This is a genomic window from Leptolyngbya sp. NIES-2104 (assembly GCF_001485215.1).
Taxonomy (GTDB): Bacteria; Cyanobacteriota; Cyanobacteriia; order Leptolyngbyales; family Leptolyngbyaceae; genus Leptolyngbya.
This window is the reverse complement of the sequence record NZ_BBWW01000001.1, coordinates 601,683-624,696: the sequence shown is the minus strand read 5'-3', so window position 1 is coordinate 624,696 and position 23,014 is coordinate 601,683. Positions and strand designations below refer to the sequence as shown.

Genomic DNA, 23,014 nt, shown 5'->3' with positions numbered 1-23,014 from the left:
GAACTTATGGTTTAGAGCCAGTATCTTGAGGAAAACTCGATAACTCGATCGATAAACAGAGCGATTGCATCCCTTCCTGCCCCAAATCGGTTTTCTGGATTTCCGCTATGCTCCTAGAACTCTCCGGTCGAACCAAATATGCGTTGATGGCGATGTTGGAACTCGCTTCCATCTATGACAGTGGCGAAACGCTTCAGATTCGTCAGATTGCGGCGTTGCAAAATATTCCCGATCGCTATTTAGAACAATTGCTGGCGACGCTCAGGCGTGGGGGGCTAATTTCGAGTGAGCGCGGCAAAAAAGGGGGCTATCTTCTCTCTCGTCCCCCGTGGAAAATTACGCTTCTAGAGATTGTGAACTGTATGGAAGGCGGCGATTCATCAGAAAACAGTGATGAGGGTGAATCAGTTTCAGTTCAAGCGATTTCTACGGTTTGGCAGACGGTGAAGAAAGCAGCGGATGATGTTTTGGAGAAAAATAGTCTGCAAGACCTTTTAGAGAAGCGGAACTATCTAGAACAGCCTGTGACGATGTATTACATTTAAGAGGTGTTTGAGAAGTATAAGAGGTCTTTTCGCTTCGATTGCCTCTCACCCTGAAATGAATTTCGGGCTAACCGTGGAAAGTCTACTGAAGTAGACTGGGAGCCAGTTTCAGCTTCTTAGTCCATTGAAATGGACTTGCGCCGATTAGCCCGAAATTCATTTCAGGGCGGGTCGCTGCAACGAACGAGGACTTTTCAAATACCCTCTAAGCATTCTTCGGAGCCGAGACAGTGAGATAAATTCCAATCAGCACGACGAGAAACGCGATCGCATTTCCCCACTGAATCATTTGCCCAAACAGCACCATCGCTAATCCTGCTGCAATCATCGGCACTGCTAACAATGCAACCGAAACTAAGCCCGCCGAAAATTGCTTCAAGCTATACGTTAACAATCCATGTCCTGTCACTTGAGTAATCAACGCAGCAGCTAACACAGCTAACCCGCTTTCAAATGAGGGTGGCAGAATTTCAGCACCATTCCATAGCACCAATGGCAAGAGTACAAGACTCGCGATCGCACTTTCACTCATCGCAATCACCGGAGTTGCTAATTTCGACCGTAATTGTTCCACGATCAAAAGCTCGATTGCAATAAACACCGCTGAACCGAGTGCTGCAACATCACCCCAAATCGTTTCGCTATCTAAGCTCAAGTCACCAACTCCGATCGCGATCGCTCCCATCAATGCAATCACTAACCCAATCCAAAACTGCCGACTAAATCGCTGTCCCAGAAACAACCAGCCTGCAAACGTCGTAAAAATCGGCATCATGTGAGTGAGCAAGGTTGCATTTGCCACCTGAGTATGAGCCAGCGACCAAGCAAGTAGCACGACAAAACTCGCAAAGCTTGCTCCTGCTCCGGTCAACAATCCAACTTCACGCCAGCCGATTTCACTCGTTGGCTTCTCTTGATGGGTTATCGATCGAAGACTATTCCAAACACCAAAGACGATCGCTGCAATCAAAACTCGACTGAATGCCACCTGATTCGCGCTCATTTCTTGAGTCGCAATTTTCATAAAAATCGACCCACTTGCTAATGCACATAGGGCAGACCCTAAAACAAGAGCAGAGAGGATCGATCGAGTGCTGAGAGTTTGAAACCAAGAAGATCGAATCGAGTCGGTTGAAGGCTGAGTCATACTTTGAGAGAGTTTTGAGCGATCGCGTTTCTCAAAGTATACAGTCTGCAATTTCGATCAGCTTAAGCCAACCTGAACTTGACCTTCGACCAACTGAACCGCAAAAGTGCGAATCGTGACCGTAGGATCATCTAAACATTCACCTGTTTTGAGGTTGAAATTCTGTTTGTAAATCGGCGAAGCAACTTTAGAAATACCGTTCCGATCGCCTACGATTCCACGAGAAAGTACATACGCTTTACTAAACGGATCATAGTTATCGATCGCATAAAGTTGATCTTGTCCCACTCGAAAGATCGCGACCTGTTGCCCATTTACTAGAGCGCAAACTCCAGTATTTGGAGTGATGTCTTCTAGGGTGCAAACAGTAGTCCAGGTTGTTGCAAGAGATTGTGAAGATTGCATAGTTGGGTAGGAGTGAAGGATTAAAGAGCAGGCAATAAATTGACTTAGAGGTGCCTAATTAAAACTGCTTCGACTGCGATTCTATTCCGGGGCGGGTGTTGCAATTACGATGAGATTCCTACGTTCAAAACCTCCGCACTACGATCGCGTTAACGAAAACAGTTGCCGCTCGTGTTCATAAATGGGGCGATGTTGTCCGCGTTCTTCGACTTGAACAATGTTCGGATCGGGGTCATCTGAGTTAACAAAATGCCGGAAACGACGAACTTTCGCGGGATCTTCGATTGTCGTTTTCCACTCACAAGCGTAGGTATTCACTTGATGCACCATTTCTGCCTCAAGCTCTGCACAGATACCGAGTGAATCTTCGATGATCACTTGCTTGAGATAGTCCATTCCACCTTCGAGCTTATTGAACCAAGTTGCAGTTCGTTCTAAGCGGTTTGCTGTGCGAATGTAGAACATTAAAAAGCGATCGATATACCGAATCAAAGTTTCTTTGTCCAAATCTGCCGCCAGTAACTGTGCATGTTGCGGCTTCATGCCACCATTGCCACAGATATACAAATTCCAGCCTTTCTCAGTTGCAATAATACCAAAGTCTTTACTCTGAGCTTCAGCACATTCGCGAGTACAACCGGACACCGCAGATTTAATCTTGTGAGGAGCACGTAAGCCTCGATAGCGCAGTTCCACCTCGATCGCTAAACTGGTCGAATCTTGCACCCCGAATCGGCACCAAGTACTCCCAACACAAGATTTCACGGTTCTCAATGCTTTTCCGTAAGCATGACCCGATTCAAATCCCGCATCAATCAACTGTTTCCAAATCAGCGGTAACTGTTCAACTCTTGCTCCAAATAAATCGACGCGCTGACCGCCAGTAATCTTGGTGTAGAGTCCAAACTCTTTGGCAACTTGACCGAGAGCAATTAACTGATCGGGTGTCAGTTCTCCACCCGGAACACGCGGCACAACCGAGTAAGTTCCATCTCGCTGAATGTTGGCGAGAAAAGCATCATTCGTGTCTTGTAAACCTGTATGAGCGGGATCAAGAATGTAATCATTCCAAGCCGATGCCAGAATTGACCCGATCGCAGGTTTACAAATTTCGCATCCTTGACCGGTTCCATGTTGCTGAAGTAGCTCAGCAAACGTATGAATTCTCTGCGATCGCACTAGATGATAAAGTTCCTGACGTGAATACGCGAAGTGCTCACACAAATGATTTTTAACTTCGATGCCCGCTTTTTTCAGTTCTGATTTCAACAAATCAGTCACTAACGGAACGCAGCCCCCGCAGCCTGTTCCCGCTTTGGTACATTGTTTCAAGCTACCAATGTCGGTCAGATTTTGATTCTGAATGGCATCACAAATCGCTGCTTTAGTGACATTGTTACAAGAGCAAATTTGTGCCGTATCAGGAAAGCTATCGACTCCCATCACCGCTGAAGCACTACCACTTCGAGGCGGAATGATCAGATCTTCAGGATGCGGCGGCAAGGTAATTTGATTCTGCATCAATTGAACCAGATTGCCGTATGCCGAAGCATCTCCGACTAGGATTCCACCAAGCAGCGTCTTCCCGGTTTGATCAACCACTAACTTTTTGTAAGTGCCTTGAACCGAATCGACGATCGCAATTTCTTTCGCGCCCCCTGTCTTCGCAAACGCATCCCCAAAACTCGCCACATCTACACCCAACAATTTGAGCTTTGTAGACATATCTGCGCCTGTGAACTGATTGCCCTGGAGACTACAAAGATGATCCGCTGCCACAGTCGCCATCGAATAACCCGGAGCAACTAAACCATAGATGCGATTCTCATAGAGGGCACATTCCCCGATCGCATAAATATCCGCGTCCGAAGTCTGGCAATTCTCGTTAATGACAATTCCACCGCGTTCACCGACCGACAAACCGCACGATCGCGCCATTTCATCCCTCGGACGAATCCCCGCCGAAAATACGATCATGTCTGTGTGCAGTTCCGTACCATCTGCAAACAGCATTCGATCGACGCGCCCGTTTTCGCTCACAATTTCCGTCGTCGATTTGCTTGTATGAACCGAAACGCCGATCGCTTCGATATTTTGCTTCAGTAATGCCCCACCCGCATCGTCCACCTGAACGGGCATCAATCGGGGCATAAACTCAACCACATGAGTTTCTAGCCCTAAATTCTTCAACGCATTCGCGCATTCCAATCCGAGCAGACCGCCCCCAACAACCACGCCAGTTCGACATGATTGGGCGTAGGCTGCGATCGCTTCGAGATCATCAATGGTGCGATACACGAACGTCCCTTCCGTCTCCCTGCCTTGGATCGGCGGCACAAATGGAAACGATCCGGTAGCAAGAACGAGCTTGTCATAACGAAGAGTGACACCATTGGCGGAAGTGACGGTTTTGCGATCGCGATCGATCCCAACAGCCTTATCTCCAACATAGATCTGAACGCCATGCTTTGCATAAAAATCTGACTCGACCAGCGAGAGATCGTCCGCCGTTTTCCCTGCAAAAAATCCGCTGAGATTAACGCGATCGTAAGCCATCCGCGATTCTTCGCAGAACGTGATCAAATTCCACTCGGATGATTCGTTCTCGATCATCCGCTCTAGGAACTTGTGACCCACCATCCCATTCCCGATCACGACTAAATTCTGTTTCGTCATACAAGCTAGTCTGCTGCGTTGCCAGTTTCAGCCTATGAGATCCCCCAGTTCATTTTGTAATTTTAGTTACAGAATTTTTTCAAAATGAGGGAACCGTATCATGTCGATGCGGGTTACGCATTGGATAAAGAACTTTTCAAGTTCAACAAAAAATCGATCGCTCCGAAGAACGATCGATTCTTTCATCCAACACTAAAAACTACTCGCGATTTGCCGGATTCGATCGCTGTGAAGCTTGTTGTGCTCCTGGTTTTGCCAGTGCTGTCCGCTCCAAGAAATTCAACGCCCGCGCATACTGAGGATCTTGAGGCGTACCAATCAGTTTGGGATTGGTTGCCAAGAATTTCTGCTGAGCATCCGACAAATCAACTTTCACATCGGGAGTGACTCCTTTGTGGCTGATATCCGTTCCATTCGGTGTGTAGTAGTGCGCGATCGTCACTGCCAATCCCGAACCATCCGAAAGCGAATGCACCGATTGCACTAATGCCTTTCCGAAGGTTTGACTGCCAACAATCGTGCCACGCTTATTGTCTTTCAGCGCACCCGCGAGAATTTCACTCGAACTTGCCGATCGACCATCGACGATCACTGCCACTGGTAATTTCGTCAATTGTCGTCCACGTGCATAAGCCGTGTCGCCCACACCTTGACGGTTCACAGTTTTCACGATCGCGCCTTGATCCAACCACATCCGGCTGATATCAATACTCGCTTGCAGCAATCCGCCCGGATTTCCGCGCAGATCCAACACGAACGCATCCACTTTCTGATCGTTCAGGTTACGAATCGCCCGCTCCATCTGCTCAGCCGCATGACTGCTGAATTCTGATAAGCGAATGTAGCCAATCTTGTTCTTGCCTTCTTGTTTGACGCTGGATCGAACCGCTTGCAGTTCAATCCGGGCACGAGTCAGTGGCAAATCAAAGTTTGTAGCGCCATCGCGTCCGATTTGAAGCGTGACTTTCGTTCCGGCTTCCCCGCGAATCAGATTCGAGGCATCTTCGACGCTCATTCCTTTCGTAGAACGACCGTTAATCGAAAGAACGCGATCGCCCGTTTTGATCCCCGCTCGAATCGCTGGGGAATTTTCCAACGGTTCAACGACGGTCAGAACCTTCGTTTTTTCATTTTGTTCGAGGCGAATCCCAACCCCAGACAGTTCGCCAGAAGTCTGATTGGTCAAGGCTTCAAACTGTTTCGGGTCCATGAAGCGGGTATAGGGATCATCCAGCTTCTTCAGAGCATCTCGCAGGGCAGTATATGCCTGTTGGCGTGAAGGATATTCTCGACCGAGCAGCGATTGTCTGACCGCTTGCCAATCATTTTTATTAAAAGTGCCATCCACGTATTCGCGGTTGACGATTTGCCATGCCTCATCGAGAACTGATTTCGGGCTGTCTTGGAGAGCCGCTTTTACAGAGCGATCGGCGGTGAATACAGTTCCGGTAGCGGTCGCCGCAATGACACCACTACAGAGAGCAACTTGGAGCAGCGAAACACGTCGGGTGGGTCGATTCATTGAGTGTAGAGGAACGAGGAGTGGACAGTTCGTAAATCAAAAATCACACCTGCAAACAGGGTGACACAGATGAATTTAAATTGCCAGTGATTAAATCAGCAAATTAGATGAAGGAGTGAGAGAAATTACTGGAACCCTAAAAGTCTAGATACAGGGTACACAGTGAAATTCCAGATGGTGTGACAATTTTAGGACAGTTGATCAAGTGTCTCTGAGTATAAAACCAGCCATACAGATTAATATGGCTTAGCTTCCGTTGGGCAGTTGCAACCTTTAAGACAATCTAGCGGAATTTTGGCAAATTGTTCTAGGGTTTCGGGCTGAGTTTCATTAAGCTTTCTTAAACTGAGGAGTTCAGGGTCGTGGTTGTCAGTATTAAACGAACTTGGAAGGAAGTTTTAAGTATTATTGGGCACTGCGTAATTGGAGGAATTGCGATCGCTGGAGTGGTCGCAATTCAGTTCGATCGTCTCAAACAGCCTTCGATTTCTCTTGATACGCCACAACAGGCAGAAGAACAGGAAAGATTACGCCTAAATCTTCTTAGCCGATTGCCCAGTTTCGGATTTGACAATCTAATGGCAAATTGGACGTTTCTCAATTTCATTCAGTATTACGGAGATACACCTGCCCGTGAAGCGACTGGATTTTCACTCAGTTCAAAGTATTTCGATATCATTACTCGTCGCGATCCCCGATTTGTCGAAAGCTATCTCTTCTTATCTGGAGCCGTTTCGCATCAAACGGGTAAGCCAGAATTAGCGCTGGAATATATGAAACGGGGAACCGATGCCCTGTCACCTCAGATGCACCCCAGAGCCTTCACCGTCTGGCGATGGAAAGCGATGGATCAGATTCTTCTATTGGGAAATTTGCCTGAGGCAGCTCGATCGTTTGACATGACTGCGAAGTGGGCGGCTCAATCTGAGGAGTACAAGCAGTTTGCACCGAATTTTCAGGAAACCGCAGACTTTTTGAGAACGAATCCTGAGATTGGCTGGGTGCGGTTCCAAGCTTGGTCAACGGTTTATCAGGATGCGATCGCGGCAGGAGACAAACCGACTCGCGATCGCGCTAAACGCGAGTTGTTAAAACTGGGCGCGATCGAGCGACAAAACGAGAAAGGGGAAACCGTCTTTATCGCACCCAGGAATTTACAGCAACCTGCACCCCGTTCTAAAAAGTAACAGGTGACTTTCCACGTTCGAGATATCTTAGCCTTCCGGGGAATTCCCTAGATGGGTACTGTCGATCGCTAAACCCGTGACCCACAATTTAAGCAAGCGGGAATACTAATCAAAATTCAGTGTCATCTAGGAGACATCTACATGCCGACTCAAGAAAAAGTTCGTCTGAGTATGCAGGTTACGTTCAGCTCGATTATTCTTTGTTTCTGTCTGTTTAAGCTGTCGAATCCAAACGATAGCCAATCAAGTGCACTGTATTGGGGTGGAGTGACGAGCGTTCTCGCGTGGTGGATGCCGTCTCCCGGTGGCAGCAGCACCTCACGTGATTCTACTTCGGTGAGAGCCGATGAAGTGAACGTGGCTCAAATTGAAAAAATCGAATCTGTCCCTCCGATCGAATCGATTCCACAGATGAACGGTTCACAGAATTAATCGATCAATCATGCGATTCGCTTGCGATTCGTAGCCGCCCCCGAACAAATTGAAGTGATTCAGAATGTGATACAGGTTGTAGAGCGGTTTTCGTTGCTTGTAGCCTGAATCAGTCGGATGAATCGCTTCATAGCCTCGATAAAATTCAGCGGGAAAGCCCCCAAACAATTCGGTCATCGCTAAATCCACTTCTCGATCGCCCCAATACGTTGCTGGATCAAAGATGACAGGCTCCCCGGATTGCATTACCGCCGCATTTCCTGACCATAAATCACCGTGAACGATCGACGGTTTTGGTTCGTGTCCCGCCAGTAATTCTGGAATCCGATCCAGTAGCGTTGCGCCATTCCGAAACCGTCCCCCGTTCCGCGCTCCCAGTTCGAGTTGATATTCGATTCGATGCTGGGTAAAAAATTCCGTCCAGTTCGATGTCCAGGAATTGATTTGAGGAGTCGAACCGATCGTATTATTCCGTTCCCATCCGAATGCCGTTGATTTCTCATACTGGTGCATTCGAGCGAGATTTCCTCCCATTTCTGCCCACGATCGCGAATTTCCCCCGCCTAAATCGAGCCATTCCAACACGATGTAAGCGGAATTTTCCGAAATTCCAGTGCAAATCGGTTTCGGAATTCGGATCACCTCTGCTTCTCGCATCTGTTGTAAGCCGATCGCTTCCGCTTCAAACATATCAATCTGATCAGCGCGATTGAGCTTCACGAAAAAAGTTTGAGTCCCGTCACTAACTCGATAACCCTGATTAATGCAGCCGCCACCGACAGAACGTCGATCGCGACTTTCAAACGATTGAGCGATCGCCTGACTAATCTGAGCGTCGATTTCTGTCCACATGGTTTACTGTCCCGGCTTCACAATCACGCAACCGTAAGCGTCCGTTGGCAAATAGGTTTGAGCCGCTTTTTGTAAATCAGATCCAGACAGCGATTGAATGTAAGTCGGATAGTTAAACGCTGGCTCTAAATCGCCGACTAAGGTTTGATAGTAGCCGTACAACCCTGAACGATCGCTAGGGGTTTCATTTCCAAACGTGAAATGATTCGCGACTTGAGTACGAACGCGATCGAGTTCCGCTTGGGTCGCGAATTCCGTTTGCAGGGATCGGAGATGAGCCACGATCGTAGCTTCGACCGCATCAATATTTTGCACAGGCAACTGAGCCGACACACAGAAAATTCCTTGATGGCGATAGGTCATATTGCTGGTAGACACGCTCGACACTAAGCCGCGTTCTTCTCGCAAATCTTTTACCAATCGTGCGGTGCGTCCATGTCCCAGAATGCTTGCTAATCCATCAAGCGCGTAGGTTTGCTGTAAATCTGACAGTCCCGGAACTCGCCACAGCATCATTAATCTCGCTTGCGTCAGACTCGGATCAACATGCTCATGCCTAATGATTTCGGTAAAAGGTTGCTCGGCTGTCAGGTTCTCGATTTGCGGCTTATCAACCGTCGGCGAAATGTGAGAAACGCTCTGTTCGACGATGCGAATCAGTTCATCGACGGGTAAATTTCCGACAGCAACAGCAGTCATTGATCGAGGATGATACCAGCCTGCGTGAAAATCTCGCATTTGTTGAGCGCTGAGGTTTTCAATTACCGCAGCAGGTCCTAAAACTTGCCTGCGGTAGGGCAAGGTTTCAAACGCCATCTCGCTCATGTGCTGATACGTACGGCGACGGGGATTATCCTGCGATCGTCGAATCTCTTCTAGCACGACAAATCTTTCTCGCTCAAAGCCATCTTGAGGAATTCGCGCATTCAACACGACATCCATTTGCAGCGGTGCTAGAGTCGCAAAATCTTTAGGAGCCGTCGTAATGTAATAGTGCGTGTAGTCCTGACTGGTTGCCGCATTCGTCACGGCTCCACACTGTTCGATCTGTTGTTCAAATTCGCCGCTTTGGAGTCGATCGGTTCCCTTAAACACCATATGTTCGAGGAAGTGAGCCATGCCATTAATGGCATCTGACTCCACCGCTGATCCGACATCGAGCCAGACATTGAGATTGACAGCATCGACGGGAATCTGTTCGGCAATGATCGTCAAGCCATTGGCAAGACGATGGAGAGTTGGCGAATTGAGTTTAGGCGATCGAATGAGCGTTGAAGTCATGGCAATGGGTGACGTGCTTCACCTATCTTAGTGTTTGCAAAGTCGTAATTCACACTTAAAATTTGCTGAATTCGCGTAAAACTCCCTTCTTTCGGTTTAACCGCTCGGTTCCTCAATTCTCTACAATGAAGCTAGAGCGTTAAAAAATGTTAAGTGATGCAGAGCAAGTCAACCCGCAAAGTGATCGTGGTCGGTGCAGGAATCGGTGGCTTGACGGCGGCAGCGCTGCTGGCTCATCGGGGGTATGAAGTTTTAGTGCTGGATCAGGCACTCGTTCCCGGTGGTTGTGCTTCGACATTTAAACGCCAAGGCTTTACGTTCGATGTGGGAGCGACTCAGGTTGCAGGCTTGGAACCGGGTGGGATTCATCATCGGATTTTTTCAGAGTTAGAAATTGATCCGCCCGCTGCGACCGATTGTGATCCCGCCTGTGCCGTTTTTCTTCCTGGTGAAACCGAACCGATTCGAGTTTGGCACGATCGTGAAAAATGGAAAGCCGAACGTCAGAAACAATTTCCCGGAAGTGAACCGTTCTGGCAATTGCTCAATGATTTATTCCGTCACAGTTGGGCTTTTCAGTCACGTGATCCCGTTCTGCCACCTCGCAATGTCTGGGACTTGTGGCAACTGACGAAAGCGGTTCGTCCAGATACGTTACTGACTTTGCCGCATACGTTTTCAACCGTGGGCGATGCGCTTCGGGGATACGGATTAGGGAACGATCGACGACTCCGAACTTTCTTAGATCTGCAACTGAAACTTTATTCTCAAGTCGATGCCGATGAAACGGCTCTTCTCTATGCGGCGACTGCACTCAGTGTGTCTCAGGCTCCCCAGGGATTGTTTCACTTGCAGGGCAGTATGCAGAGTTTGAGCGATCGATTAGTTGAATCTCTCAAACGCGATAACGGTAAACTCTTGATGCGGCATACGGTTGAGCAGATTCACACCGAATCAGGTCGCACAAAGGGCGCAACGATTCGGAATCAGAAAACAGGCGAATCTTGGTTTGAATCGGCAGATCATGTAGTGGCAAATGTCACGGTGCAGAATTTGGTCGAACTCCTTGGAGATGCCGCCCCGAAAGGCTATCGTCGTCGCGTTGATAAATTGCCGCCCTCTTCTGGAGCGTTTGTCATTTATCTAGGAGTCGATCGATCTGCGATTCCCGAAGATTGCCCGCCGCATCTCCAGTTTCTCTACGATTACGAAGGACCGATCGGTGAAAATAATTCGCTGTTCGTTTCAGTCAGTCACGAAGGAGACGGACGTGCTCCCGCCGGAAAAGCGACGATCATCGCTTCATCGTTCACTGATACCGGGGCGTGGAAGAACGCCGAAGATTACGAAGCGCTAAAAGAGCAATATGCAATAGAAGCGATCGACAAACTCGGACGCTATTTTACGCTGAACCCGGATACGATCGTTTATCAAGAGTCGGCGACTCCTAGAACGTTTCAGCGATTTACCGCACGAGCAGATGGAATCGTGGGTGGGATTGGTCAGAGAATTCCGACGTTTGGACCGTTTGGATTTGCGAATCGAACTCCGGTACAAAATCTCTGGTTGGTCGGGGATTCGACGCATCCTGGAGAAGGAACGGCAGGTGTGAGTTATTCTGCTCTGACCGTAGTGCGTCAGATCGAGGCTTTAACGTCTTAAGCCTTGTTGCCAGAGTTGAATCAACGATTGGGCTTGATCGTAAGCGTTCGTACCCATTGGAACCTGTTGTGCGATCGCAATCGCTCTTCCCGGATCAGCACTCGCCTGTGACATCGCTGTTTGTAAAAGCTGCTGGCTCCATTGATCCATCAACGATTGCGCTTCTTGTCGCATTGGACTCGAAAGGGCGACTCCATCCGCTTTACGAATTGCTTCTGCGACAGAATCAACCGTTCCCCCATTGGCGATATTTTTGGCATCCTGCAAAATCTGCTCAGCGGAAGCGGCTTCTTGAATGCGGTTCTGAACGGTCGGATCAGGGGAAGGAGAAGGCTGGTTTAATGCCCGTTCTCGATCGCGAATCGATTGAAGCTGACTTGCGTACTGTCGCCGTTTGTCTACGGCTTCTCCACCGAGAGCGCGACGAGATGAAATGCGGTTGAGTAAATCGATCGCTTGCTGTAACGAATTTGCATCGCCCCGATTTGCAATCTGCTCTGCTTGATCGATTAGCGGTCGGTCTTCTCGATTCTGAATGTCTGCCGTAATTTTATCGACGATTTGCTGAGCTTCCTTCGCTTTCGGATTCGCATCCGACACCTGAGAAGCGGCATCGATCGCGGCTTGCAGATCTTCCGGTCGATTCGACTGCGCCAATTGACGAGCGCGATCGAGTTGCGCCATCTCGCCCTTTTCAGTTCTCCAACGGGCGATCAGTTGTTGCGCTTTGTTGTGGAACGGGCGATCAGAGCCGACTTTTTGAGCTTGAGCGATTGCAGCATCATAATCTTCGGGTGCTCCATTCCAAACGCGACCCATTGCATTCGCCAACACTTCAAAATCTTCGACTTCTTTTTGCAGATTCGCCGCAGCGGGAATCTGTTTGATCACATCTAAAGCAGTGGTCAAATCTCGGCGATCGAGGGCTGCTTCTGCGAGATCCAACATTTTCTTACCCGCATCTGCCAGAACTTCTTGCCCTCTCTGGTAGACGTAACTCTGATTGTTAATCGCAGAAACGAGCTTGATCGCTTCTGCGAGATTTTGAAGTCCGCCTGACTCAATCAGGTTCTTCGCTTTGGCAATTTTGGTAATATCTTCGCGGGTCGCGGTGATTTTGGTGCTGAGTTCTTGGTATTTCGTGGTTTGCCAGAACTTGTTATCGATCGACAATAATCGCCCCGCTTCGGTTAATGCCAATCGCCAATTCTCTTTTCTCAAGGCATCTTCTGCTTTGCGGTACAGCGATTCAGCCGAAGACCAAATGCTTCTCCACCGCTTGATTCTGTCTTCAACCTGACCGTGAGCACTACCAACTTTCGGCACTTTATTCGCGGTGTTAATGGCTTCATCCAGGTTTCCAGCTTGGAACGCTTCTTCACCTAAATCAAGAATCTCTTGTGCCCAAAGTTCGATCAGGCGTTTGGCTTCGTCGTAGAGCGGGTGATCAGGCGGCAACGTTTTGACAAGCTCGATCGCTTCTAATAAATCTCTCGTCGTGCGTTTTCCGGCAGCGATTTCAGCGCAATGAAGTCGTAGAGAAGCTGAGGCAAGCGGCCAAAAAATCGAAGGACAGTTCGGAACAGCGGGCAGTTTGAACAGAAACGCTAAAGAAAGAGCAGTTGCGCTTCCGGTTACTGCCAGCGATAAGGCAATTAACGCTCTCCAATCGCTAAACAGCCATTTTCGCGCCTTGTGAAATCGATCGAGCAAATTCGCCATACGATCGGACTTTTCTTCGGGTTGAGGACGGTCTTTCACCGCTTGAGCAGACGATTTCTCGATCGGAGGACTCGATCTGCTGGGTGATTTCCGGTTCCGACGATTAGGAATGCCGCGATCTCTGGTCATAGGTGAATTTGAAACTGCAAAGAGAGCGATCGAGAAGTTCGAGGGATCGCGCTAGAAGCCATCCTACTCCCCATTGAGAAAAAAAATAACCCCAAGTTAAGCGAGTTAATCATCTTTTCACTAAATTATTTCCGAATCCGGGAGCGCAAAAACCGAGATTTGGCGGATCTGCGTCCCTCCATATCGATATGATCAGATCCGCAGATTTATCACAGGTGGGAACTCATGGGCGAACTACAGGGAAAAGTCGCGATCGTCACGGGAGCATCGCGGGGAATCGGGCGGGCGACTGCGTTGGCGCTTTCCAATGAAGGCGCGACCGTTGTTGTGAATTATGCGAGTTCGAGCGGCGCGGCGGATGACGTGGTTGCGACGATTACCGGAAATGGGGGAACTGCGATCGCGCTTCAAGCCGATGTGTCTAAAGCCGATCAGGTCGATGCCTTAATTGATGGCACGATGTCAAAGTACGGCAGAGTTGATGTCTTGGTCAATAATGCGGGAATTACTCGCGATACATTACTTTTACGGATGAAACCGGAAGAATGGCAAGCCGTGATTGATTTGAACTTGACAGGCGTGTTTCTTTGTACCAGAGCTGTGAGCAAGATTATGCTGAAACAGCGCAGCGGTCGGATTGTTAATATCACATCGGTTGCAGGTCAAATGGGCAATCCGGGACAGGCGAACTATAGTGCTGCAAAAGCAGGTGTGATTGGATTTACGAAAACCGTGGCGAAAGAGTTAGCGAGTCGTGGAATTACTGTGAATGCGGTTGCTCCTGGGTTCATTGAAACAGATATGACTCATGACTTGAAGGCAGATGAAATTCTCAAGTTTATTCCGCTGAATCGGTACGGTAAACCTGAAGAAGTGGCGGAAATGATTCGCTTTCTGGCAGCTTCTCCGGCAGCAGGATATATTACCGGACAAGTGATGAATGTTGATGGTGGCATGGTGATGGCTTAGAGCAATTCCATTGACACTGATCTTTCGCCCTAACGCTTAGAGGGTGTTTGAAAAGTATAAAAAGTCTTTTCGCTTCGCTTACCTCCCGCCCTGAAATGAATTTCGGGCTAATGGTGGAAAGTCTACTGAAGTAGACTAGGAGACTGTTTCAGGTTCTTAGTCCTTTTCAAAGGACTTTCGTCGATTAGCCCGAAATTCATTTCAGGGCGGGAGTTGCAACGAACGACAACTTTTCAAACATCCTCTTAGAAGCCGTGGCTATACAACCTAAGTCCGCGCTCGGCGGACTTAGAGAACGTTTGAAAAGTAACGGATTATAACCATTCTGATTGACACTCCCCACCGCATGGCGGATGAGGATTCTTGGCTCATCGAAACCACTTAAACCAAATTCTATCTACTTATTTCTTCTTGGTCGCGATCGCCATTTTCACGCCGTCAATCTTCCGAATCTCATCCATCACGGCGACAATTTCACCATGCTGCACTTTCTCATCCGCATTGATCACAACGACCGCTTGCTGATTGGCTTGAACTAAAGTTCTCACTCCAATTTCTAGTTCAGAGAGTTGAACAGGGCGCTTATTTAGCGCGATCGCACCATTGGGCTGAACGCTGACCGCAATTCTCGTTTGCTGTTGAGTCTTTGCGGTGGCTGCACGCGGGAGATTGACAGGCAACCCCTCAGAGCGCGTTAAGAACAGTGTGGAAACAATAAAAAAGGTAAGCAATGCGAACACCACATCAATCATCGGAACGATGTTAATTGTGGGCGGGGTATCATTCTCTTCAGGAAATAGCATCGGAGTTTAACCTAAAACAACTACGAATGAAACCGAGACAAATGTTGATCTTCGTAACGACGACTGTAGATTAGTTCAAATCGATTAGCGTATTCCTGAATTAACGCAGATTGACGAGTGAAAAAGCCCCGAAAGATGCTGACCGCGAATAAGTTAAAAATCGCAACGACCAAACCTGCGGCAGTTGAGACTAACGCTTCGCTGATCCCGCCTGTGACTCCTGCTGTTTGGCTACCGCCGACGTTTCCAAGATTGAGCGAGGCGAATGAGACAATCAATCCAAGCACTGTTCCCAGCAAACCGAACAGGGGAGACAAGCCGACAATCACATCGAAGATATTTGTAAATCGCTTCATTCCGGGTGTTTCGGCTTGCGCTTCCGCTTGCATCGCTAATCGGAACTGTTCAGGAGTCGGACGATCGAGCGACAATGCTGCTAGTAAAATCCGAGCCGCAGGCAGATCAATGTTTTTCTTCAGAACTGCGATCGCTTCTGCAACATCGTTTTCCTGGTACAACATCAAAACGCGCTGCATCATCTTCGGCTGACGTTTGATGATCCGACTCCAATAGCGCGATCGCTCAATGATCAATCCAATCGCTGTGATTGAAAACAGCAGCAAGGGAATCATGACAATCCCGCCCGCTTTAAGAATCCCGATCGCGTTATTCATCCTGACGACTCCAACCTGCTCCTAGACATTTTGCAAAAGCTTTGAACGCACGAATCTTTTGTACTGAAGCGACAAAAAGCTGATCAGTAGCGTAAAACTAATGAGATTAATTGTCAAATAATTTTCTAAATCGTTGCAGATTCAATCACTAGCAATGTTCTTTCTATGCAATTCTATATTTTGAGGCACTTCTAAGTAACCGTTGACAGATATTAGAGCAGCCATTAGCCTAATATAAGAAAAATCGTCTGATGCAATTTGTTATCAATAAGTCATGAGTTTTGTCCCAGAGATTGTCGAGCAACGTCAGAAAGAAACGGCAGGTCTGAAGCGATTTTTACCCTTTAGCTTCACAGGCGCGATCGCGTTACATTTGCTGTTGATTCCCTTGCTAGTCATTCTCTGGAAACCGAATACAGAAACTGCAATCGCAGAACAAGAAATCGAAATCATTGCAGACGACCAACCCGACGAACCATTGCCAGATAATACCAACGCGGCTCAAGAAGCAGGCGGTAGCGGCGGCGGTAGTGAACAGTTCTCACTTTTTAATCCGAATCCGGCTGCTTCTTCAGACAATGTTGAAGTTGCACAAGCTATTCCTGAACCTGCGATCGAGCCATCCCCAATCGTTGAACCAGAAGTAGCGGAGCAAATTCCCCCAACTCCAGCTCCAACCCCCTCTCCGAGTCCTTCTCCAAGCCCAACGCCTTCTCCAAGTCCAACGCCTTCTCCGAGTCCCTCACCCTCGCCTAGCACCCCTCCCAATCCAACGCCTTCTCCCAATCCATCCGCGAGTCCTTCCCCCAATCCCTCTACGGCTGCACAGACAGATGCAAAGCCAGAGCAGAACAATGCTCAAAATTCTCAGGCTGGAACTCAAACGAATCAACCGAGTGGAACCAGTACTGGAACAGGCAATGGAACAGGTAACGGTTCGGGCAATGGAACGGGTAACGGAATTGGCAATCGGGGAACGGGCAACGGGATTGGGAACGGCAATGGTAACGGAACTGGAAATTCTACAGGTTCAGGACAGCAAGGAAAGCCACAGCCAAGCCCATCGCCTTCTGTCGCGACTCGTCAAGCTCCTCGTGCTGAACCCTCTGATCGCCCTGCTCAATCCCGTCGCAACCGTCCAAAATGCAAAGATAACTGTGGTTTAGATGAATACCTAGGTGCAGAAGGTTCAGCGCGGTTTGATTTTGATGTCGATAAGGACGGCAATGTCACGAATGTGCGACTGAGAACATCAAGCGGCAATCCTGATATCGATCGCAAAGCTGAAGAAGCGATCCGTCGGCGCAGGTACGAAGCTTCAGAAACTGGTTTTCAAGGTCAACGCATTAAGGTCACTTCTGAGCAAGAAGGTTCAGATTTCCAGCGACGAAATGCCGATCGTCGTCGCCAAGAAGATCAAGAACGGGCAGCACGAGAAGCAGAACGAGCCGCACAAGAGCGTTTAGAACAAGAACGGATTCAGCGCGAAGCCCAACAGCAAAAACCACCGGAATCTGCAACAACTCAGCCTACAATTCAGCCTTCTCCGACTGCTCCCGCTGCTCCATCCTCGCCCGAACCAGCACCTAGCCCTGAACCTTCTGCATCACCTGTGCCTGAGCCAGCACCAGTTGAAGCACCTCCAGTTGAAGCGCCGCCGCCTGAGCCAGCACCCGCTCCGGAAGCGCCTCCAGTTGAAGCACCGCCGCCTGAACCTGCCCCGGCTCCAGAAACTCCACCCCCTGCGGAAGCACCTCCACCTGCTACACCCTAGCGTGGAGACTGCAATGGTTTGAGCGATCGAGCAAAGTTAGTCTGTCACTGCATTGATCACTCTCCCTGGCTGAATCTCACCATACAAAATTGAAGCAGAACCTTTCAGAACTTCAATTGGATGTGCGCTATCAGCGAGCTATCCTGTTTCAAACTGATTTAGCGCGATCGCTCAAATCAATTGCGACTCAGGGAGAGAGCATTTTAGCAAGGTGCGATCGCACAAGACTCAAATTGTTTCTTGCTTTTTATGACTCATTCTTTAGATACTTGTTTGAAATAAAGACTTAAGTTGTGATCTTATACAGATTGAAATTCAATCTAAAACATCTGCTTTGCAGCTAAACAATTTATTCTATGACCTCTGACCCGTCCGATTCGCAAGAGCTACCTCAATCTTCGACGGAAGCGTCTGATTTAAAGCCGCAGCCTGAAGTTAATGCCCCCTTTCCGATCGTGGGGATCGCGGCTTCTGCGGGTGGATTGGAAGCGTTCAAACAATTACTGAGCCATTTACCCACCGATACCGGAATGGCGTTTGTGTTGATTCAGCACTTATCGCCGGATCACAAAAGCTTGCTGAGCGAAATTTTGGATCAAGTGACGGAAATGCCAGTCAACGAAGTGCAAGACGGCATGACAATCGAGCCAAATCAAGTCTTCGTGATTCCGCCCAATACGAAGATGACAATGGACAACGGAACGCTGCAACTCACAGCCCGCGAAAAGATTTATGGCAAATATATGCCGGGTGATGCCTTTTTTGCGTCCTTAGCCGCCGATCGCGGACACAAAGCGATCGCGATCGTGTTGTCTGGTACGGATGGCGATGGCTCCGTGGGCTTGAAGACGGTAAAAGCATCGGGCGGGATTACCTTTGCTCAGTGTGAAGGAAGCGCACAGTTTGATGGAATGCCGAATACGGCTGTGGCGACAGGCGCGGTCGATTTTGTGTTGCCACCTCAAAAAATTGCGGAGGAACTAGCGAATCTAAGTCGCAGTCCTTCTATCGCTCGTTCATTGCCGCCGATGATCGTTGAGGAATCTCCTGAAAGCGAGGATGCCCTGTTCACGATTTTTGCGTTGTTACGATCGACGACGGGCGTTGACTTTAGCCGCTACAAATCCAACACGATCGATCGACGAATCCAACGCCGGATGCTGCTCTACAAACTGGAACGGTTAGAGGATTATGCTGAGTATTTACAAGGGCATCCGGCTGAAGTAAAGGCATTGTATGAAGAAATTCTGATTCATGTCACGAGCTTTTTCCGCGATCCCGAAGCCTTTGAACTGCTGCAAGCGCAAGTTTTTCCGACCATTACGCAAAATAAGTCGGCAGAATCTCCGATTCGGGTTTGGGTAGCAGGCTGTTCGACAGGTGAGGAAGTCTACTCGATCGCGATTTGCTTGCTAGAGTTTTTGGCAGACAAACCCACTCAACCGCCGATCCAGATTTTCGCGACTGACATTAGCGAGATGGCAATCAACAAAGCGCGATCGGGCATTTATTCCGAGAATCAGATGGTGGACATTTCCCCGGAGCGTCGCCGCAGATTTTTTTATACGCTGGAAGGAGGGGGTTATCAAATCAATAAGGCGGTGCGCGAACTGTGTGTGTTTGCGCGGCAAGACTTGGGTAGCGATCCGCCCTTTTCTAACTTAGATTTGATTAGCTGTCGGAATGTGCTGATTTATCTCGGAGAGGCACTGCAAAAACGGGTCATGCCCATCTTTCATTACAGCCTCAATCCCACTGGCTTTCTGCTCCTGGGAACATCCGAAAGCATCGGGAAATACTCGAACTTATTTACGGTCGTCGATAAAAAATACAAACTTCATGCCAAGAAGCTAACTGCCAATCGTCCGGTGTTTTCCTTTGTCACCAGCAACTATCCGATCGTCAAGCCTAATGAGCGTCCGCCTGTAAATCCAGCTTCGAGCGAGCGATTTGACTTACAGAAAAAGGTGGATCAACTGCTTTTAATTCACTATGCTCCGGTGGGGGTAGTGGTCAACGACAAGATCGAGGTCTTGCAACTGCGGGGAGACATCGATCGCTATCTTAAACTCGTTCCTGGAACTGCCAGCTTCAATCTGTTCAACATGGCGCGAGAAGGCTTGCAGGTTGAGCTACGCGCCGCAATTTATCAGGCACAGCGACAAGATGTTCCCGTTACTAAGAACGGGGTAAACCTGACAGCGGGGGAGCGATCAAGTGTCGTTAATCTTCAGGTGATTCCGTTTAAGACCCCCACTGAGGAACGTCACTTTCTAGTGCTATTTGAAGAAGCGCCTTCGATTGTAACCCGCTCGATCGAGTCGGAGAGCATACCGGGAGATTTAGAGCGCGAAAATGCTCGACTGAGACAGGAACTTGCTGCCTCCAATCAAGAACGGATGTCGATACACGAATATCTGCAAGCAGTGATCTCAGAACAGGAGCATATTAATCAAGATCTCAAAGTTGCGAACGAAGAAATCCTGTCGAGCAACGAGGAGTTGCAAAGTACTAACGAAGAGCTAGAAACGGCGAAAGAAGAGATTCAAGCCACGAACGAAGAACTCAACACCACGAACGAAGAACTTCGTAGCCGTAATCAGGAATTACACCAAGTCAACAACGATTTAACCAATCTACTTGCCAGCATTAACATTCCGATTTTGATGCTAACGAATGATTTACGCATTCGGCGGTTTACTCCGATGGCGCAGCGCTTGTTCAATTTCATTCCGGCTGATGCAGGACGACCCCTCAGCGATATTCGAGTCAATCTCAACGTTCCTGACTTAGAACCGCTAATTTTAGAAGTTCTAGATACGCTGAGCGTCAAAGAATTAGAAGTTCAAACGCAAGGCGGGCGCTGGTACACGCTCCGAATTCGCCCGTATCGCACCAGCGAAAATCAGATCGATGGTGTCGTGATCGTCATGATTGATATCGATGCCTTAAAACGGAGTGCCACGACACTCGAAGAAGCTCGAAACTACGCAGAAGCGATCGTGGAAACGGTACAAGTGCCTTTGATTGTGCTGGACTCTGATTTTCGAGTCAACACTGCGAATCGATCGTTCTATGAAACGTTTCAGGTTGAACAGAGCGAAACGGCACAATCGCTGATTTTTGACTTGGGCAACGGGCAGTGGAACATTCCCGGACTGCGATCGCGATTGGAAGCCGTTTTTGCCGATGATGCTCCGCTTGATAACTTCGAGGTGGAGCATCAATTTGAACACATTGGACAGAGAACCATGTTGCTCAATGGTTGGAAAATTCTGCAAGAAGGCGATGCTGAACGAATTTTGCTGGCGATCGAAGATATTACCGATCGCAGACAGTTTGAAATTGAGCGATCGCGTCTACTTGAACAAGAGCAAGCCGCTCGTCAAGAATCAGATTTGGCAAATCGTGCGAAAGATGAATTTCTCTCAAACCTGTCTCACGAACTGCGAAACCCGCTCAACATCATGCTGGGATGGTCGCAAATTCTCCGCACCCGCAACCTAGAGGAAGCTGCCGCCGCTCGTGCGATCGAAGTCATCGAACGCAGTGCGAAGGCACAAGCTCAGTTGATTAATGATTTGCTGGATGTGTCGCGGATTATCAGTGGAAAGCTGGATCTCAACACTCGACTACTCGATTTAGCGATGGTCGTGAGAAGTTCGATCGAGTCGGTTCAGCTATCGGCAGATGCTAGGGCGATTCAACTCGTTTCGCATTTAACTTCAGTGATGGTGGTGGGCGATGTCGATCGCCTACAGCAAGTGCTTTGGAATTTGCTCTCGAATGCAATTAAGTTCACACCCTCCGGCGGGCGAGTGGAAGTCACGTTAGAACTTGTGGACAAGTCAAGCGCAGATTCGAGTCAGCGATACGGGACAAGGCATTAAGGCAGACTTGCTGCCGTATATCTTTGATCGCTTTCGTCAAGGCGATTCTAGCAGCACTAAAACAAGTCAGGGACTCGGACTCGGCTTATCGATCGTGCGGTATCTCATCGAGCTTCACGGAGGCACTGTTGAGGCGGCAAGTCCCGGTGAAAATCAAGGTGCAGCCCTGACGGTCAAGTTGCCGATGCACTTCACAGAGAATGCCACCCAGACAGAACCTTCATCTCAAGAAGAGAGACCATCCACTGATTTAGAACCAATCGATACAGCAGAACCGCTAGATTTACCGATCGCTGAAGTCCCCTCACTCGCTGGGTTATGTATTCTAGCAGTCGATGACGATGCGGGAAGCCGCGACTTGATCAAATGGTTGTTAGAAGACTTTGGGGCTGAAGTGGAGATGGCTGCCTCAGCAAAGGACGCGATCGCGGTTTTAACAGAGAATCCTGACCGATACGACTTGCTTTTAGCGGATATCGGAATGCCAAAAGAGGATGGTTATTCCCTGATTCGTCGCATCAGATTGCTTGAGGTCGGTGGACAGATTCCCGCGATCGCGTTGACGGCTTATGCGAGCGATCGAGAACGGACGCTCTCGATCGAATCTGGTTTTCAAATTCACCTGACAAAACCGATTGATTCGATTCAACTCGCGATTGCGATCGCCAACCTGACCCAGTAGATCTGGCTCTAAAGGTGGACAGCAATTGTTGAATTTGCGAATAGTATAGAAATATAACAAAACACTAAGGAATGTTAATCATGCAAGCTAACAAAGCAACTGAACTACCTTCGATCGCTAAGGCATACAATGGAGCCGATCGCAACGCTTTCTTATTTGGTTGGAATCCCCAAGCTGAACTTTGGAATGGGCGTTTTGCGATGATCGGTTTCACCGCATATCTCCTTTGGGACTTGGCTGGCTACAGCGTCATTCGCGACCTGTTGCATTTAGTGAAGTAGGAAGTAAATCTCTTCTACACTTAGAAGAATGCGAAGCCCTTTTCCAGCAATTGGAAGAGGGCTTTCGGCTATATTCGTCTAAGAGGATGTTTGAAAAGTAATCGTTGTTGCCGCAACCCGCCCTGAAATAAATTTCGGGCTAATCGGCGCAAGTCCATTGAAATGGACTAAGAACTTCAAACTGTTTCCCAGTCTACTTCAGTAGACTTTCGTCGGTTAGCCCGAAATTCATTTCAGGGCGGGAGTCAAACGAGAGCGAAGAGACTTTTTATACTTTTCAAACACTCTCTAAAATTTAACTACAAGAAGCATTCCAGTATTAAGCCTAATACTGAATCCATCTGTAGCACCTAAAGACCAATTGGGTACAACTTCAAACTG

At 48.5% G+C, this 23,014-nt stretch carries 18 protein-coding genes; 9 read left to right on the top strand and 9 right to left on the bottom strand.

The window, feature by feature from the left end:
- The first annotated feature begins 107 nt into the window (after positions 1–107).
- A complete protein-coding gene (locus tag NIES2104_RS03025; protein WP_058995622.1) occupies positions 108–545 on the top strand; it encodes an Rrf2 family transcriptional regulator in 438 nt (145 codons plus the stop codon).
- A gap of 205 nt (positions 546–750) precedes the next feature.
- On the opposite strand, the gene NIES2104_RS03020 is transcribed toward NIES2104_RS03025, so the two are convergent.
- From NIES2104_RS03020 to ctpB, 4 genes are all read right to left on the bottom strand, one after another.
- On the bottom strand, positions 751–1,692 hold the full coding sequence (locus tag NIES2104_RS03020; RefSeq protein ID WP_058995620.1) for a DMT family transporter: 942 nt from the start codon (positions 1,690–1,692) through the stop codon (positions 751–753).
- Between the two features lie 57 nt (positions 1,693–1,749).
- Positions 1,750–2,097, bottom strand: a complete 348-nt coding sequence (gene nirD / locus NIES2104_RS03015; protein ID WP_058995618.1) for a nitrite reductase small subunit NirD — start codon at positions 2,095–2,097, stop codon at positions 1,750–1,752.
- A 138-nt stretch (positions 2,098–2,235) separates the two neighbouring features.
- Positions 2,236–4,773 carry a nitrite reductase large subunit NirB gene (nirB, locus tag NIES2104_RS03010; protein ID WP_058995616.1) on the bottom strand — a complete coding sequence of 846 codons (2,538 nt, stop codon included), beginning with the start codon at positions 4,771–4,773 and terminating at the stop codon, positions 2,236–2,238.
- Between the two features lie 199 nt (positions 4,774–4,972).
- Entirely contained in the window at positions 4,973–6,295 is a 1,323-nt protein-coding gene (ctpB, locus tag NIES2104_RS03005) for a carboxyl-terminal processing protease CtpB (RefSeq protein ID WP_058995614.1), read from the bottom strand.
- Positions 6,296–6,657: 362 nt separating this feature from the next.
- On the opposite strand from ctpB, the gene NIES2104_RS03000 reads away from it, so the two are divergent.
- Together NIES2104_RS03000 and NIES2104_RS02995 are read left to right on the top strand one after the other, a co-directional pair.
- Positions 6,658–7,482 (top strand): hypothetical protein, encoded by an 825-nt coding sequence (locus tag NIES2104_RS03000; RefSeq protein WP_058995612.1) that lies wholly within the window; start codon positions 6,658–6,660, stop codon positions 7,480–7,482.
- Positions 7,483–7,623: 141 nt separating this feature from the next.
- Positions 7,624–7,914, top strand: a complete 291-nt coding sequence (locus NIES2104_RS02995) for a hypothetical protein (RefSeq protein WP_058995610.1) — start codon at positions 7,624–7,626, stop codon at positions 7,912–7,914.
- On the opposite strand, the gene NIES2104_RS02990 is transcribed toward NIES2104_RS02995, so the two are convergent.
- Together NIES2104_RS02990 and NIES2104_RS02985 are read right to left on the bottom strand one after the other, a co-directional pair.
- Positions 7,903–8,766, bottom strand: coding sequence for a fructosamine kinase family protein (locus tag NIES2104_RS02990; RefSeq protein WP_058995608.1), 864 nt, complete (start codon positions 8,764–8,766; stop codon positions 7,903–7,905). The genes NIES2104_RS02995 and NIES2104_RS02990 overlap by 12 nt on opposite strands.
- 3 nt (positions 8,767–8,769) lie before the next feature.
- The gene (locus tag NIES2104_RS02985; RefSeq protein ID WP_058995605.1) at positions 8,770–10,047 is read right to left on the bottom strand and encodes a pitrilysin family protein; all 1,278 of its coding nucleotides are present in this window, start codon (positions 10,045–10,047) and stop codon (positions 8,770–8,772) included.
- A gap of 156 nt (positions 10,048–10,203) precedes the next feature.
- Between NIES2104_RS02985 and crtD the strand changes: the two genes are divergently transcribed.
- The gene (crtD, locus tag NIES2104_RS02980; RefSeq protein WP_058995603.1) at positions 10,204–11,709 is read left to right on the top strand and encodes a C-3',4' desaturase CrtD; all 1,506 of its coding nucleotides are present in this window, start codon (positions 10,204–10,206) and stop codon (positions 11,707–11,709) included.
- On the opposite strand, the gene NIES2104_RS02975 is transcribed toward crtD, so the two are convergent.
- A complete protein-coding gene (locus tag NIES2104_RS02975) occupies positions 11,698–13,560 on the bottom strand; it encodes a hypothetical protein (protein ID WP_058995601.1) in 1,863 nt (620 codons plus the stop codon). The genes crtD and NIES2104_RS02975 overlap by 12 nt on opposite strands.
- A gap of 225 nt (positions 13,561–13,785) precedes the next feature.
- On the opposite strand from NIES2104_RS02975, the gene fabG reads away from it, so the two are divergent.
- Positions 13,786–14,529, top strand: coding sequence for a 3-oxoacyl-[acyl-carrier-protein] reductase (gene fabG, locus NIES2104_RS02970; RefSeq protein WP_058995600.1), 744 nt, complete (start codon positions 13,786–13,788; stop codon positions 14,527–14,529).
- A gap of 401 nt (positions 14,530–14,930) precedes the next feature.
- Here the strand turns inward: fabG and NIES2104_RS02965 are convergent, their stop codons facing one another.
- Both NIES2104_RS02965 and NIES2104_RS02960 read right to left on the bottom strand, forming a co-directional pair.
- Positions 14,931–15,332 (bottom strand): biopolymer transporter ExbD, encoded by a 402-nt coding sequence (locus NIES2104_RS02965; protein ID WP_058995598.1) that lies wholly within the window; start codon positions 15,330–15,332, stop codon positions 14,931–14,933.
- A gap of 20 nt (positions 15,333–15,352) precedes the next feature.
- The gene (locus NIES2104_RS02960; protein WP_058995596.1) at positions 15,353–16,006 is read right to left on the bottom strand and encodes a MotA/TolQ/ExbB proton channel family protein; all 654 of its coding nucleotides are present in this window, start codon (positions 16,004–16,006) and stop codon (positions 15,353–15,355) included.
- Between the two features lie 274 nt (positions 16,007–16,280).
- On the opposite strand from NIES2104_RS02960, the gene NIES2104_RS02955 reads away from it, so the two are divergent.
- The 4 genes from NIES2104_RS02955 (at position 16,281) to NIES2104_RS02945 (ending at position 22,633) form a co-directional block, all read left to right on the top strand.
- On the top strand, positions 16,281–17,780 hold the full coding sequence (locus NIES2104_RS02955; protein WP_058995594.1) for an energy transducer TonB: 1,500 nt from the start codon (positions 16,281–16,283) through the stop codon (positions 17,778–17,780).
- Between the two features lie 356 nt (positions 17,781–18,136).
- Positions 18,137–21,670 (top strand): chemotaxis protein CheB, encoded by a 3,534-nt coding sequence (locus tag NIES2104_RS02950; protein WP_263970895.1) that lies wholly within the window; start codon positions 18,137–18,139, stop codon positions 21,668–21,670.
- On the top strand, positions 21,618–22,352 hold the full coding sequence (locus tag NIES2104_RS33275) for a response regulator (protein WP_263970894.1): 735 nt from the start codon (positions 21,618–21,620) through the stop codon (positions 22,350–22,352). The genes NIES2104_RS02950 and NIES2104_RS33275 overlap by 53 nt, the downstream gene beginning before the upstream one ends.
- An 80-nt stretch (positions 22,353–22,432) precedes the next feature.
- Entirely contained in the window at positions 22,433–22,633 is a 201-nt protein-coding gene (locus NIES2104_RS02945) for a chlorophyll a/b-binding protein (protein WP_059001534.1), read from the top strand.
- Positions 22,634–23,014 lie beyond the last annotated feature (381 nt).

What these genes read in the sequence shown, in the direction of transcription:
- NIES2104_RS03020 (WP_058995620.1), bottom strand. Translation starts at nt 1,692, where the DNA reads ATGACTCAGCCTTCAACCGACTCGATTCGATCTTCTTGGTTTCAAACT.
- nirD (WP_058995618.1), bottom strand. Translation starts at nt 2,097, where the DNA reads ATGCAATCTTCACAATCTCTTGCAACAACCTGGACTACTGTTTGCACC.
- nirB (WP_058995616.1), bottom strand. Translation starts at nt 4,773, where the DNA reads ATGACGAAACAGAATTTAGTCGTGATCGGGAATGGGATGGTGGGTCAC.
- NIES2104_RS02955 (WP_058995594.1), top strand. Translation starts at nt 16,281, where the DNA reads ATGAGTTTTGTCCCAGAGATTGTCGAGCAACGTCAGAAAGAAACGGCA.
- NIES2104_RS02965 (WP_058995598.1), bottom strand. Translation starts at nt 15,332, where the DNA reads ATGCTATTTCCTGAAGAGAATGATACCCCGCCCACAATTAACATCGTT.
- NIES2104_RS02990 (WP_058995608.1), bottom strand. Translation starts at nt 8,766, where the DNA reads ATGTGGACAGAAATCGACGCTCAGATTAGTCAGGCGATCGCTCAATCG.
- NIES2104_RS02960 (WP_058995596.1), bottom strand. Translation starts at nt 16,006, where the DNA reads ATGAATAACGCGATCGGGATTCTTAAAGCGGGCGGGATTGTCATGATT.
- NIES2104_RS02985 (WP_058995605.1), bottom strand. Translation starts at nt 10,047, where the DNA reads ATGACTTCAACGCTCATTCGATCGCCTAAACTCAATTCGCCAACTCTC.
- NIES2104_RS02995 (WP_058995610.1), top strand. Translation starts at nt 7,624, where the DNA reads ATGCCGACTCAAGAAAAAGTTCGTCTGAGTATGCAGGTTACGTTCAGC.
- NIES2104_RS03025 (WP_058995622.1), top strand. Translation starts at nt 108, where the DNA reads ATGCTCCTAGAACTCTCCGGTCGAACCAAATATGCGTTGATGGCGATG.
- ctpB (WP_058995614.1), bottom strand. Translation starts at nt 6,295, where the DNA reads ATGAATCGACCCACCCGACGTGTTTCGCTGCTCCAAGTTGCTCTCTGT.
- fabG (WP_058995600.1), top strand. Translation starts at nt 13,786, where the DNA reads ATGGGCGAACTACAGGGAAAAGTCGCGATCGTCACGGGAGCATCGCGG.
- NIES2104_RS02950 (WP_263970895.1), top strand. Translation starts at nt 18,137, where the DNA reads ATGACCTCTGACCCGTCCGATTCGCAAGAGCTACCTCAATCTTCGACG.
- NIES2104_RS02975 (WP_058995601.1), bottom strand. Translation starts at nt 13,560, where the DNA reads ATGACCAGAGATCGCGGCATTCCTAATCGTCGGAACCGGAAATCACCC.
- NIES2104_RS02945 (WP_059001534.1), top strand. Translation starts at nt 22,433, where the DNA reads ATGCAAGCTAACAAAGCAACTGAACTACCTTCGATCGCTAAGGCATAC.
- crtD (WP_058995603.1), top strand. Translation starts at nt 10,204, where the DNA reads ATGCAGAGCAAGTCAACCCGCAAAGTGATCGTGGTCGGTGCAGGAATC.